Origin of the sequence: Burkholderia savannae, from assembly GCF_001524445.2 — a bacterium.
Taxonomy (GTDB): Bacteria; Pseudomonadota; Gammaproteobacteria; order Burkholderiales; family Burkholderiaceae; genus Burkholderia; species Burkholderia savannae.
Map to the genome: position 1 here is coordinate 645,932 of NZ_CP013418.1, position 13,177 is coordinate 659,108.

Annotated in this window: 11 protein-coding genes; 1 reads left to right on the plus strand and 10 read right to left on the minus strand. The window is 68.3% G+C overall.

The genetic code is table 11. The features are described from left to right. Positions 1–412 precede the first annotated feature (412 nt). The 6 genes from WS78_RS23870 to WS78_RS23880 form a co-directional block, all read right to left on the minus strand. Entirely contained in the window at positions 413–2,257 is a 1,845-nt protein-coding gene (locus WS78_RS23870; protein WP_059582010.1) for a peptidoglycan D,D-transpeptidase FtsI family protein, read from the minus strand. Between the two features lie 92 nt (positions 2,258–2,349). Then, the gene (locus tag WS78_RS36235; RefSeq protein WP_152611648.1) at positions 2,350–2,592 is read right to left on the minus strand and encodes a hypothetical protein; all 243 of its coding nucleotides are present in this window, start codon (positions 2,590–2,592) and stop codon (positions 2,350–2,352) included. Between the two features lie 767 nt (positions 2,593–3,359). Further along, positions 3,360–4,913: a methyl-accepting chemotaxis protein gene (locus tag WS78_RS23875; RefSeq protein WP_059582005.1), complete on the minus strand. Its 1,554-nt coding sequence runs from the start codon at positions 4,911–4,913 to the stop codon at positions 3,360–3,362. A gap of 237 nt (positions 4,914–5,150) precedes the next feature. Beyond that, entirely contained in the window at positions 5,151–5,345 is a 195-nt protein-coding gene (locus WS78_RS36240) for a hypothetical protein (RefSeq protein ID WP_157131159.1), read from the minus strand. Between the two features lie 364 nt (positions 5,346–5,709). Next, on the minus strand, positions 5,710–5,859 hold the full coding sequence (locus WS78_RS37240) for a hypothetical protein (RefSeq protein WP_162836169.1): 150 nt from the start codon (positions 5,857–5,859) through the stop codon (positions 5,710–5,712). A gap of 103 nt (positions 5,860–5,962) precedes the next feature. Further along, positions 5,963–6,565: a nucleotidyltransferase family protein gene (locus tag WS78_RS23880; protein WP_059582000.1), complete on the minus strand. Its 603-nt coding sequence runs from the start codon at positions 6,563–6,565 to the stop codon at positions 5,963–5,965. 339 nt (positions 6,566–6,904) lie between these two features. On the opposite strand from WS78_RS23880, the gene WS78_RS23885 reads away from it, so the two are divergent. Then, positions 6,905–7,480: a cysteine hydrolase family protein gene (locus WS78_RS23885; protein WP_038745443.1), complete on the plus strand. Its 576-nt coding sequence runs from the start codon at positions 6,905–6,907 to the stop codon at positions 7,478–7,480. Between the two features lie 336 nt (positions 7,481–7,816). Here WS78_RS23885 and WS78_RS23890 read toward each other — a convergent pair whose 3' ends face one another. From WS78_RS23890 to WS78_RS23905, 4 genes are all read right to left on the minus strand, one after another. Continuing rightward, the gene (locus WS78_RS23890) at positions 7,817–8,500 is read right to left on the minus strand and encodes a Fe2+-dependent dioxygenase (protein ID WP_059581997.1); all 684 of its coding nucleotides are present in this window, start codon (positions 8,498–8,500) and stop codon (positions 7,817–7,819) included. After that, complete coding sequence (locus tag WS78_RS23895; RefSeq protein WP_038745437.1) at positions 8,497–9,237, minus strand: tetratricopeptide repeat protein; 741 nt, start codon at positions 9,235–9,237, stop codon at positions 8,497–8,499. The genes WS78_RS23890 and WS78_RS23895 overlap by 4 nt, the downstream gene beginning before the upstream one ends. Before the next feature lie 4 nt (positions 9,238–9,241). Beyond that, the gene (locus tag WS78_RS23900; protein WP_059581992.1) at positions 9,242–11,488 is read right to left on the minus strand and encodes a TonB-dependent receptor; all 2,247 of its coding nucleotides are present in this window, start codon (positions 11,486–11,488) and stop codon (positions 9,242–9,244) included. Between the two features lie 241 nt (positions 11,489–11,729). Then, positions 11,730–13,025: an aspartate carbamoyltransferase gene (locus WS78_RS23905; RefSeq protein ID WP_038745432.1), complete on the minus strand. Its 1,296-nt coding sequence runs from the start codon at positions 13,023–13,025 to the stop codon at positions 11,730–11,732. Between the last annotated feature and the right edge of the window lie 152 nt (positions 13,026–13,177).

The window sequence follows — 13,177 nt, forward strand, 5'->3', positions numbered from 1 at the left end:
AGGAAGCCGCAATGACATCGGCGCGCCGCGGCGCAGGCACGATGATGCGACCGGTGTGTTCGCGGTGCGGAGCGACGTCCCGACGTCCGGAATCGGGCATGAAGCATTCGATCGCCGAGATTCGACGCGGGCCGCGCGTGGGCGGGCACGGAAAAGATGAGGGCCGTCCGAGCGGCGCGACGTATCGAAGCGCCCAGGCTCGACGTGAACGGGCGAAGCGCCGCTCGGCGGCAAACATCCGGCGATGAAGCGCCGGCGGCGGGCAGACTCGAATCGGCAAGCCGATCAGTCGTAAAGCGCCGCGCGACGAACGCGATGCAAACGCCGACGTGCCCAACTCGTGATGCGACGCCGTTGCCAACCGCGGCGCAAACGCGCGATCGCTTGCCCGCGCCGCAGTGCGTGCATCGACTCAAGTTCTTGCGTTCGCTTGAGCCGGAGCCTGCGCCTGCGCCCGAGGCTGCGCTTGCGCTTGCGCCTTCGCCGGAGCCTGCGCCTTCGCGCCGCCCGTCGCCGGCTTGCCGGCCGCGACGGGCGCGTCCGGCGGCACGCCGAGCAGTTGCAGCGAGCCGCTCATCACCGACGAGAACACCGGCCCCGCCACCGTGCCGCCGTAATAGCTCTTCGCGGCGGGCTCGTCGATCATCACGGCGACGATGAGGCGCGGATCGCTCATCGGCGCCATTCCCGCGAAGAGCGCGCGGTACTTCCCCTTCGCGTACGACGCGCCCACCTGCTTGCGCGCGGTGCCGGTCTTGCCGCCGATGCGATAGCCGTCGACGCGCGCGGCGCGCCCGGTGCCGCCCTGGCCGACCGCCATCTCGAGCATCGAGCGGATCGCGGCCGCGGTGGCCGGCGTCGTCACGCGATGGCCGCGGTGCGCGTCGGCGAAGTGCGGATCGGCCGTCGTCCTGAGCAGCGACACGGGATGGATCGTGCCGTCGCCCGCGTACGCGGTATAGACCTGCGCGATCTGCAGCAGCGACGTCGACAGCCCGTAGCCGTACGCCATCGTCGCCTGCTCGATCGGCCGCCAGCGCTTGTACGGGCGCAGCCGCCCGGACGCGACGCCGGGAAACGTCAGCTCCGGCGCGCGGCCGATTCCGTATTCCTGGTACTTGTTCCAGATCGTCTCGGCGGGCAGGTGGAGCGCGAGCTTCGCGAGCGCGATGTTGCTCGACATCTGCAGCGCCTGCGCGACCGTGATCGCGCCGTGGTTCGACGTGTCGTGAATCACGTTCGGGCCGATCTTGTACGAGCCGGGGGACGTGTCGATGATCGTCTGCGGCCGCACCTTGCCCGCGTCGATCGACAGCGCGACGACGAGCGGCTTGATCGTCGAGCCCGGCTCGAACGTGTCGATCACCGCGCGGTTGCGCAACTGCTGGCCCGTGAGGCGCGAGCGGTCGTTCGGATCGAACGTCGGATAGTTCGCGAGCGCGAGGATTTCGCCGTTCTGCGCATCGAGCACGACGACGCTGCCCGCCTGCGCGTTGTTGGCGGTGATCGCGGATTTCAGCTGCGCGTACGCGAGCTGCTGAATCCGCCGGTCGACCGTGAGCTCGATCGTCGCGCCGTGCTGCGCGGGCACGAGCGGCCCGGTGTCGGAGATGATCCGGCCGAGCCGGTCGCGGATCACCTGGCGCTGGCCCGCGGTGCCGGACAGCCGCCCGTTCGCGGCGAGCTCGACGCCTTCCTGGCCCTGATCCTCGACGTTCGTGAAGCCGACGACGTGCGCGGCCGATTCGCCCTCCGGGTAGAAGCGCTTCGAATCGGCGATCTGCGTGAGCCCGTCGACGTCGAGCTTCTCGATCCGGGCGGCCGTTTCGGGATCGACCTGGCGCTTGAGCAGCACGAACGAGCGGTCGCTCCTCAGGCGCCGCCGCACTTCGGCGAGCGGCAGGTCGAGCAGCTTCGCGAGCGGCGCGTAAGCCGTCTCGTCGACCTGCTTCGGATTCGCCCAGATCTCGTAGGTCGTCAGGCTGACGGCGAGGAGCGCGCCGTTGCGGTCGACGATGCTGCCGCGCATCGCGCCGAGCTCGATCGTGCGCTGATAGCGTTTCTGGCCCTGGCCGACGTAGAAATCCTGGTTCGCGATCTGCACCCAGAATGCGCGGGCGATCAGCGTGCCGAACGCGAGGAACACGAGGATCACGACGAATTTCGAGCGCCACATCGGCAGGCTCGCCGACAGCATCGGGCTTTTCGCGACGGCGACGTAAGGATCGGACGACTTCGGTTTTTTCTTCAGGCGCATGGGCTGGCTATCGCTGGGCGGGACCGCGGATCGCGTCCCGAAGATGGAATTGTAATGAATGAGTAATGATTTCGTCTGGATTGGCTGCCAAATCATTGAAAAATCTGACAAATGTGGAAGAAGGGCGCGGGGCGCGCGGAACCGGTGCGAGCGGCGAAAGAGGGCGCTACGAGACGTGCGCGACGCGTGCGCTCGCGGTTGCGCGCGAGCGCGATCGGCGAACGAATCGACGCGTCGGCGCGGCGCTGGATTGACGGTGTTGCCCGGCGAAAGCGGACGGTGGCCGGCGAGGCGTTGCGAATGCGCTTGCCTTGCGCGCCGAGGATGGAAGCCATCGGGCGGTGGGAGGCCGTCGGCGCTAGACGCGCGGCGATCGGCGGATGCGACGAGGCGTGCGATACGTCAGCGGGCGTGGGGACGTCGGTCGAATGGAATGGATCGCCCGCGCATGTGGTCGATTCGGCGTTCGGCCGATGGGATCGCCCAACGGAATGGGCCGGAGGAGCGAGCCGGCGCCCCGAAACCGAAAGCGATCGGCGAATGCGGCGACGGGCGCGATGCGCGAGCTCGAATGCGTCTGCCGCGACGTGTCTGGGCGTCGGCGTGCGCGGGCCGGCCCCCGGTGTCGGTCCGGCGGGATCGCGCGCTGAGCGAGCCGGCGGCGCGAAGCGTCGAGAGGGCGACGTATGCGGCGGGGGGCGTCATGCGCGGGCACGGACAAGTCAGCCGAAGAGAAAGGGGCGTTCGAACGCTGGGCGAAACGGCGTCCGGCGAGCGGAAACGGCCGATTGGCGGAAAGGGCCGCGCGCGAGGCGCGCGCACGGGCAAACGGGCAAACGGGCAAACGCTCGCGCGCCGGACGTCACGCGCCGCGAGCGGCGGGCGGTGCGGCTGAGCGGCTGAGCGGCGGCGTGCAAACGCAAACGCAAACGCAAACGGGGAGCACGCACCGGATTCGGAGAAAGGCCCGCGAGCTCCTCGCCGCGAGCGACAGAAAGGCCGGAAACGCCGCCCGGCCAACGAAACCGTCCGGGCGGCGAAAGCAAGACGGCGAAAGCAAGACCGGGGCCGCCGAGCCGCCCATCGCATCGGCCGGCGTCGCTCAGGCCGGCAGCGCGAACAGCGCGACCGCCGAGCGCAGCGCGTCCGCCTGATCCTTCAGCGAATGCGCGGCGGCCGCCGCCTGCTCGACGAGCGCGGCGTTCTGCTGCGTAACCTGGTCCATCTCGCCCACCGCGCGGTTGACCTGATCGATGCCCGCGCTTTGTTCGTGCGACGCGTGGCTGATTTCCTCGAGGATCTCGTTCACGCGCTTCACCGACTGCACGATCTCCGTCATCGTCGCGCCCGCGCGCGTGACGAGCGTCGCGCCGTGCTCGACCGTCGTGTTCGACGTCTCGATCAGCGATTTGATTTCCTTCGCCGCCGTCGCGCTCCTCTGCGCGAGCGTGCGCACTTCGCCCGCGACGACCGCGAAGCCGCGGCCCTGTTCACCCGCGCGTGCCGCCTCGACGGCCGCATTGAGCGCGAGGATGTTGGTCTGGAACGCGATGCCGTCGATCACGCCGATGATGTCGCCGATCTTGCGCGACGCGTCGGTGATCTCGTCCATCGTCCGCACGACGTCGTCGACGACGGCGCTGCCGCGCGTGGCGACCTGCGCGGCCTCGTCGGCGAGCTCGGCCGCCTGCGACGCGCTGTCCGCATTGTGCTTCACGTTCGACGTCATCTGGTCCATGTTCGACGCCGTCTCGACCAGCGCGGCCGCCTGCTGCTCGGTGCGCTGCGACAGATCCGTGTTGCCGGCCGCGATCTCGGACGCGCCGACGTTGATGTTCTCGGTGCCGAGCCGCACGCGCGACACCATGTCGATGAGCGCCGTCTGCATCGTGTGCAGCGCGTGCAGGAGGCTCGCGCGGTCGCCGTGGTGGAGGTCGACGTGCGCGGTCAGGTCGCCCTGCGCGATCCGCTGCGCGGTTTCGACGGCCGCTTCGAGATCGCCGCCGAGGCTGCGGCGCACGCTGCGCAGCACGAGCACCATCAGGATCGTCGCGGCGACGCCGAGCACGGCCGTCATCGCGAGCCAGCGGCCGGTGCTCGCGAGCACGGCGGCGTGCAGGTCGTCCATGTACATGCCGGTCACGATGTACCAGTCCCACGGCGCGAAATGGCGAACGGCGCTCGTCTTGTCGATCGGCTTGTCTGCGCCCGGCTTCGGCCACATGTATTCGACGAAGCCGAGGCCGCCTTCCGTGTTGCCCGCCTTCACGATCTCGACGAACAGATGCTTGCCGCCCGGATCGGTGAAGCCCGATACGTCCTTGCCGTTCAGCGCCTGCTTGATCGGATGCATCACGACGACGGGCTTCGAATCGTTGACCGACAGGTAGCCGTCCTTGCCGTAGCGCATCGCGGCGATCGCTTCGAGCGCGGCGCGCTTCGCGTCGGCTTCGGGCATCGCGTTTTGCTGCGACAGCTTGTAGAAATGGCTGCTGACGCTGTACGCCTGCGCGGTCAGGTTCGCAAGCTGCTCGCGCCGGTCCGTGATCATCGACGCGCGGTTCTGCCACGCGCCGGTCGCACCGATCAGCAGCAGGCCGATCCAGAGAATGACGATCATCGACGCGAGCTTGTGGTTCAGTGAAAGGGAGCGCATGGTCTGTTGTCGGTCAGGCGGCTGATGCTTGGGGACGAATGCCTGTTTATCGGCGCGGCGCACGAGGGGCGCAGGCGGGTATTCCCTAGGTGCGGGCGCGGGCGGGCAAGTCTTGAGAGCGTGTTTGGAAATGCAAATTCTCGCCCTTCCAGCCTTCTCGACGAAGAGCACCGCTCTGAAAAAACCGTCGCCAAGGCATGCAAGCGCGGTCCAGATGGGCTGGAATTCTCCATTTCATCAATTTTCAAACGGGCTCCGAGAGGCGGTTGGCGGATGCCGGCAGGCGTCGCCGCGCGCGCCGAGGGGCGCGGGACGGTGGGTCATCACGCCGGCCGATCGCGTCGTGGATGGCGATTCGTCGGTCGAACCCGGATCGACGAGGCGGCCGGCGAGATCGGCAAGGCGGCGATCGGCAACGCGTTGCGGCGCCATGCGCAGCGCCGGCATCCGCCGCCGCACGACCGACGTGCGACGACCGACGTGCGCCGCGTAAGGCCGATTTCAAGCCGCGGGCGGCAGGGTGGCCGGCCGAATCGGCGGCGCGGGACGAATCGGGCGGGGTTTCGGCCGTGGGCCGTTGCGCGCGTCCGAAGCCTGCGCGCCGGCCCCGTGCTCGAAGCTCGCTCCAGCGCCGCTTTCCCGATTCTCTCTCCCGATCCGCGCTTCCGATCCTCGCGCGTGCACCCGGCGTGCGAGCCCGAAAGCCGAAGCCGAACGAACGCCGATACTCAGGCTCGCGGCGCGAGCCGCGCGCACGATCGGGGCGTGCGCGGCGCGTCGGCGCGTCGCGTGCGCGTCAAACCGGGTCCTTGCTCGGCGGCTCTTCCGGTTTTTGCGGATTCTCGTGGTGATGGTGGCCGGGCGACGGCGGCGCGAGCGTGTCTTCCTCGGGGTCGCGAGTGGGGTCGGCGGGCGGTTCCGGCAGCGGCGTGGTGTGATCGGTCATGGAAGTCGGCAAGTGTCGGTGAAAGCGGGGACCGGCGCGGCACACGCCGGGTCTCGTCTTCCGTTATAGCCAATCGGGCGCGCGTTTGCCGGGCGATGCGGCGTTAGTCGCGCGGCGGCGGCGCGAGCAGGTCGGCGCGCGTGTCGACATCGCGCAGCACGGCCGGATCGGCGACGTCGACGAGCGCGGGCGGCGCGGCCGTCAGCAGCGCGCGGGCGCCGATGTCGCCGTCGAGCGCGGCGAGCGCGTCGTAATGGCGGCTCGCGAAGCCGACCGGATGGCCGCGCTGCCCGCGATAGACGGGCGCGACGCTCGACGCGAGCCCGGCGTCGAGCGCGCGCGCGACGGCCTCGATCGTCGACGGCGCGATCCACGGCATGTCCGCGAGCGCGACGATCCAGCCCGGGCTTTCGGCGCGCGCGCGCACGCCGGCCGCGAGACTCGCGCCCATGCCGCGCTCGGCGTCCGGCGCGAACACCACCTGGCAGCCGGCGTCGTTGAGCAGGTGCGCGAGCCGCTCCGCGCCGGGGCGCACGACCGCGACGACATCGGGAAGCACGGCGGCGAGCCGTTGCGCGGCCGCGACGGCGACGGGCGTGCCGTCGGGCAGCTTCGCGAGCAGCTTGCTGTGCACGCCGCCGGGATCGAAGCGGGTGCCGAGGCCCGCGGCCAGCAGCACGCCGGAGGCGAGCGACGCATGGGTCATGGCGGTATGCGGTGGCGAAGGTGCAGCGATTGTGCGGTGCGGCGCGGGCGGGGCGCAAGTTCGGGGAAGCCCTTTCTTCGGACGGGAGCGGTGGGGTGCGGGCGGCATGCCGCCGAAGTCCGCCGGGATGGCGGGCATCGAGATGGGCGGCGCCCGAGGTGAAGGGCGACGATAAACGACGACATACGACGACATACGACGGCGGGCGACGACAAGCGAAAACAGGTGGCGACAAGCAAGAACAGGCGGCGACGCATTGTCGATCCCGTTTATCGACGCGGCCGATATGGCCGATACAATCGTCGCTCGGTTTATCTTCGCGATCGATTCGCTTTCCACATGGACGCATCCACATTGCTTGCCGCGCGCGCCGCTTTGCTGCTCATCGATTTGCAGAAAGGCATCCACGAACCGAAGCTCGGCCGCCGCAACAATCCGGACGCGGAGTCGCACGCCGAAGCGCTGCTGGCAAGCTGGAGGCGCAGCGGGCGTCCGGTCGTGCACGTCCGGCACGTGTCCCGGTCGCCGGAATCGGTGTTCTGGCCGGGGCAACCCGGCGCGGCGTTTCAGGACGCGTTTTCGCCGCTCGCGCGCGAGCACGTGGTCGAGAAGAACGTTCCCGACGCGTTTGCGGCAACCGGGCTCGCACGCTGGCTGCACGAGCATGGGATCGCGCAGCTCGTGATCGCGGGCGTCATCACGAACAACTCGGTCGAATCGACCGCGCGCTCGGCCGGCAATCTCGGCTTCGACACGATCGTCGCGGGCGACGCGTGCTTCACGTTCGATCAGCGCGACCTGTCGGGGCGGCTCTGGGCCGCCGAGGATGTCCATGCGCTGTCGCTCAGCAACCTCGCGATGGACTACGCGCGCGTGCTGGACGCCGCGAGCATCGTGGCGCGCCTCGGCGGCTGACGCGTGAATCGGCGGCGGCCGTCGCGATCGGCTCGATTGCGTGCCGCCGTCGATGCCGATTGCGTCGGCGCGGTTGGCCGGCGGCCCGGTGCGCGGGCGCGCAGGCCGGCGTCCAATCGCGTACGCCGGCAATTTCGTGTGATTGCGTATTTCCTCGCCCGATCGAAACAATGAAAAGGGCAAGCCGCGATCAAGCGGCGCCGTTCGGTCGTCGGCCGCAAATCGACCGACTGCGGAATCGTCACGCCCGATCCGCATCCGATCCGCATCCGACGGCGGCCGGCGATCGATGGCAATTCCTGACTCCCATCCGAACGCCGCCCGAATCCTCACGCGTCACGCATCGGCCCACCGCCGCAGCAGATTGTGATAAATCCCGGTGAGCGCGATCACGCTGGCATCGCGCCCGCCTTTGTCCGCGGTCAATTGCTGAATCTGCGTGTCGAGCTGGAACAGCAGGGTGCGGTCCGCGTCGTCGCGCACCATGCTCTGAATCCAGAAAAACGACGCGATCCGCGCGCCGCGCGTCACGGGCGTCACGTGATGCAGGCTCGACGCCGGATACAGCACCATGTCGCCCGCCGGCAGCTTCGCGTGGTGGACGCCGAACGTATCCTCGACGCACAGCTCGCCGCCGTCGTACGCATCCGGCTCCTCGAGAAAGAGCGTCGCCGACAAGTCGCTGCGCACGCGGAAATCGGTGCCGCGCAGCAGGCGGATCGCATTGTCGACATGCGTGCCGAACGCGTCGCCGCCCGTGTAGCGGTTGAAGAGCGGCGGAAATACCTTGAGCGGCAGCGCCGCCGAGAAGAACAGCGCGTTGCGCGCGAGCGCGTCCTGGATCGCGTCGCCGACCGCGCGCGCGACGGGCGAGCCCTCCGGCAGTTGCTGGTTGCGCTTCGCGAGCGCCGATTGCGCGCCGGACGTCGCATTGCCGTCGGTCCAGTCGGCGAGCTCGAGCGCGTCGCGGCATTGCGCGACCTGCTCCTTCGTCAGCACGCCGGGAATGTGAAGCATCATGTCGCGAACTCCTGCCGCGCGGCGATCGAACGAAACGCGTCGATCGGCGACGCCGCGAGATACGCGCGCATCTTCGCGACGAACGCGGGCGTCGCGGTGCGCGGCACCCGCGCGAGCCATTCGAGCGCCTCCGCCACGCGGCCGCGCTCGCCGAGCAGGCGCGCATAGTTGAACTGGCCTCGGAAGTCGCCCGCGGCGGCGGCGCGCCGGTAGCAGTCGAAGGCCGCGTCGCGGTCGGCCGCGACGACCCAGCCGTCTTCATGGAAGCCGCCGATCAGGTTGATCGACTTCGCGTGGCCGAGCGCCGCCGCCTTCTCGAACCATTCGAGCGCGGCCGCGCGATCCTCGTCGACGCCTTTGCCGAGCGCGAGCAACGTCGCGTAGTTGTACATGCCCCAGTCGAGCCCCGCGCGCGCGGCCTCGCGATACCAGTACGCGGCGACGGCCGCGCTCGCGGCCGTTCCCCAGCCGAACTCGTAGCAGCGGCCGACCATGTTCATCGCCATCGGATGATCGGCGCGCGCCGCGTGCTTGAACCATTCGAGCGCGGCCGCGGTGTCGCGTGCGACGCCGCGGCCGTCGAGCAGGTATTGCCCGTAGACGGCCTGCGCCTCGACGATCCCGTTCTCCGCGGCCGCCGCGACCCACGCGGCCGCGCGCTCGGGCGGCCCGGCGAGGACCCCGGCGAGATCCTCGCGCGACGCCGATGCGAGCGCCTTCAACGATACCGGCCGCATCGCGTCAGTAGCGCGCGTTCAGCGTGACGAACGCCGAGCGGCCCGGCGCGATCGACGCGTAGTGCGCCGGATACGCCTGATCGAAGTACGTGCGGTTGAACAGGTTGTTCACGTTCAGCCGGACGTCGAGCTTCTTGCTGATCCGGTACTGCGCCATCGCGTCGAAGCGCCAGTACGACGGCACGGCGCGCAGGTTCGCGGTGTCGCCGAACACCTTCGACATGTAGAACGCGCCGCCGCCGACCGTGAGCTTCGGCGTCACGTCGTAGTTCGTCCACAGCGTGAAGCTGTGCTTCGGCGTCTGCGGGAACTGGTGGCCGTTGTCGGCGGTGTTCTTGCCGTTGTCGCGCAGTTCGCTCTTCATGTACGTGTAGCCGCCGAACACCTGCCACGCGCGCGTGAGCTGCCCGGCGAAGCCGAGTTCGAGCCCCTGCACGCGCTTGTCGCCGACCATCGCGTACTGGTCGTTCGGCAGCGTGACGCGCGCGTTCGTCGTGTCGATCTGGAAGAGGGCGGCCGTGAGCGAGAGCTTGTCGTCGAGCACGTTCCACTTCGTGCCGAGTTCGATGCTGCGGTTCTTCTCCGGCGCGAGCTGGTCGGCGTTCGAGCCGACGCCGCCGCGGCCCGGCGTGAGCGACTGCGTCTCCGAGCCTTCGCCGAGCAGCATGCCGGCGGGCGTCGACGACGTCGCGTACGACGCATAGATGCTGCCGTTCTGCGCGGGCTTGAACACGAGGCCGAGCTGCCAGTTGAAGAGCGTGTCGTCGCGCGTGTAGGTCTTGCCGCCGTTCGCGCGGGTGTCGGTGAAGCGGGTCGAGTAGTCGTCGAGACGCACGCCGGCGTTCACCTGCCAACGCTTGCTGAGCTCGATCGTGTCGAAGCCGTAGATCGATTTCGTGACGGTGCGCGCGTGCGCGTAGTCGTTGTTGCGCGTGATCGAGCCCGTCCACGGATCGTTCGGGTTCGGCGACCACAGGCTCGTGCAGTTGTAGCCCGACGCGGCGCCGATCCCTTGCTGGCAGATCTTGCCGGTGCCCGTCGCGACGGTGTACGTGTCGCGCTTGCCCCATTCGCGCGACAGCTCGATGCCCGTCGTGAAGCTGTGCTTGAACGGGCCGGTGCGGAATTCGCCGAACAGCTCGGTCAGGTTCGCGATGCTGTTGATCGAGCTGTTGCGATTGTTGTTGCGCCGCCAGACACGGCCGTTGATCACGTTGCCCTGGCTGTCGTCGGGCTGCGTCCAGATGTAGTCCTGCGTCGATTCCGTGTAGCGCGTCGTGTTGCGGATCGTCAGCGACGGCGTGATGTCGTGCTCGATCTTGAGCGTGCTGATGTCCGACGTCGTCTTGCGGAAGTCGCGGTCGATCAGGCCGTAGAAGTTGTGGCGGTCGACGTTGGCCGGATAGATCGTGTCGACGTTCGCCGGCTTGTTCGAGCTCGTGTAGAAGTACGGAATGCCGCTATCGGGCAGGTCGTCGGTCGACAGGTGGTAGTAGCTCGCGGTCACGCGCGTCGGCGTGCCGAGACCGAACGCGATCGACGGCGCGACGCCCCAGCGCTCGTTGTTGACGGCGTCGCGGCCGGCGACGTCGTTGTTGTGGCTCATCAGGTTCAGGCGAAACGCCGCGTGATCGGCGAACTGCCAGTTGCCGTCGGCGGTGAAGCGGCGGTAGCGGTCGGTGCCGAGGCCCGCGCTCGCTTCGGCCGTCGTGCCGAGGTGCGGCGCCTTCGTGACGAGATTGACGCTGCCGCCCGCGCCGCCGCGGCCGCCGTACGCGCCGTCCGAGCCCTTCGTGATTTCGACGCGCTCGGTGTTGAAGATCTCGCGCGTCGTCGCGCCCGTGTCGCGCATGCCGTCGACGAAGATGCTGCCTTGCGTGTCGTAGCCGCGGATGAACGGGCGATCGCCGAGCGGGTTGCCGCCTTCGCCCGCGCCGAACGTGATGCCGGGCACCGTGCGCAGCGCTTCGGTGAGCGTCGCCGCGCCGCTGTTCTGGATCAGCGCCTGCGGGATCACGGTGACGGACTTCGGCGTGTCGACGAGCGGAGCGGTGAATTTCGCCGACGAGGAAAAGTCGGCCTTGTAGCTGTGCTCGGCGGCGCCCTTGACCTGGATCGGCGCGAGTTCCTTGTCGTGATCGGCGGTCGCGGCGGGCGGCGCGGCGTCCTGCGCGAACGCAGGGCTCGCGGCGAGCACGCCGCAAAGGGTGGTGAATTTTCCGAGCTTCAACTCGTCGGAACGCGGCTTCATCAGTGGTATTTCCTCGCCAGATGTGACTCGATCGGGCGAAGCAACCGCCGGTGCGCGACGCACCCCACCCGAATATTACAAATTGTTTTCGGGCGCCATTTTAGTGAATATTTTTATAAATGAGAAGCGTTCTTGTTACGTTTTCTTGAGCAATCGCCGAAAAACCGGCTATCTGATTGAAAGATAAGGAACAAGCGGCTGACTACGCGCAGGCGGGCGCGAACCCGCCTGCGCGCCGGAATCAGTCGATTCCGTGGAACGTCGCGTCCTCGGGCCCGAGATACGCGGGCGGGCGCCAGGTCGCGTCGCGCATCGAGTGCTGGACCAGATGCTCGACGCCGAGCAGCACCGCGAAGATCGCCATGCGCACCGGAATCCCGTTGTCGGTCTGGCGGAAGATCGCGAGGCGCGGGTCGCGGTTCAGGTCGGTCGACAAGTCGTTCGCGCCCGGGCGGCTGTCGCGCGGCAGCGGGTGCATGATCAGCGTGTCGCGGCCGCACGCGGTGTCGACGAGCGCCTGGTTGATCTGGAAATCCGGCGTGTAGCCTTCGAACGATTCGTCGGTGAAGCGCTCCTTCTGGATTCGCGTCGCGTAGACGACGTCCGCGCCCTTCAGGCCCGCCGCGAGGTCGTGCGTCTCCTCGACCACGTGGCCGTTCTTCGAGATCTGATCGACGATGTACGCGGGCATTTCGAGCGTCGGCGGCGACACGAGCGTGAACTTGAGCCCGCGATACAGCGCGAGCAGCTTGACGAGCGAGTGAACGGTGCGCCCGTACTTCAGATCGCCGACGAGCGCGATGTGCGCGCCGTCGACGATCTTGCCGAGCCGCGAGAATTCGCGCTGGATCGTGTACAGGTCGAGGAGCGCCTGGCTCGGATGCTCGCCGGGGCCGTCGCCGCCGTTGATCACGGGCAGGTTGATCGCGCGCGCGAACTCGGCGACGGAGCCTTGCTCGGGGTGGCGGATCACGAGCGCGTCGACGTAGCCTGCCATCACGCGGCTCGTGTCGTAGATCGATTCGCCTTTCGCCATCGACGAGAACGTGAAGCCCGTCGTGTCGCACACCGAGCCGCCGAGCCGGCAGAACGCGGCGCCGAACGATACGCGCGTGCGCGTGCTCGCCTCGAAGAACAGATTGCCGAGCACCGCGCCCTCGAGCACGCGCGAAATCTTGCGGCGGCGGGCGATCGGCTGCATCACGTCGGCGACCCGAAAGAGCGCCTCGACCGAGTCGCGCGAGAACTGGTCGACCGACAGCAGTTGCGGCTTGCCTTCGAACAGAAACTGGCTTGCGAGCGGCGGCGGAGCATCTACGCGATGCGTATAGACTTCGGCGGATTCCGGGCGCGCGACGATCTCGGAGACGAAGCGCTCGACGATTTCTGGCATCCCGCGAGATTCCTGCGAATCGTCGGGCAAAAGCCATGTGTCGAGTGCGCGGCGGCTAATGCCGATGCGGTTCGCGAACGCGTCGCGGGTCATGTTGAGGCGGCGCATCGCGTCGCGCAGGAACGCTTGTTGAGGAACGGTCATCAGTCGGCTCGGCTCTCTAAAATATACGCGATGCGTATGGTAGGTCGACAGCGGCCGAAGTCAAGCGGAAAATGCGAACGAGTTGACGGATGACGGACGGCGGCGCGGCGCACGAAGCCGCCGTACGAGCCGCAACACGTTTAACAATTGCT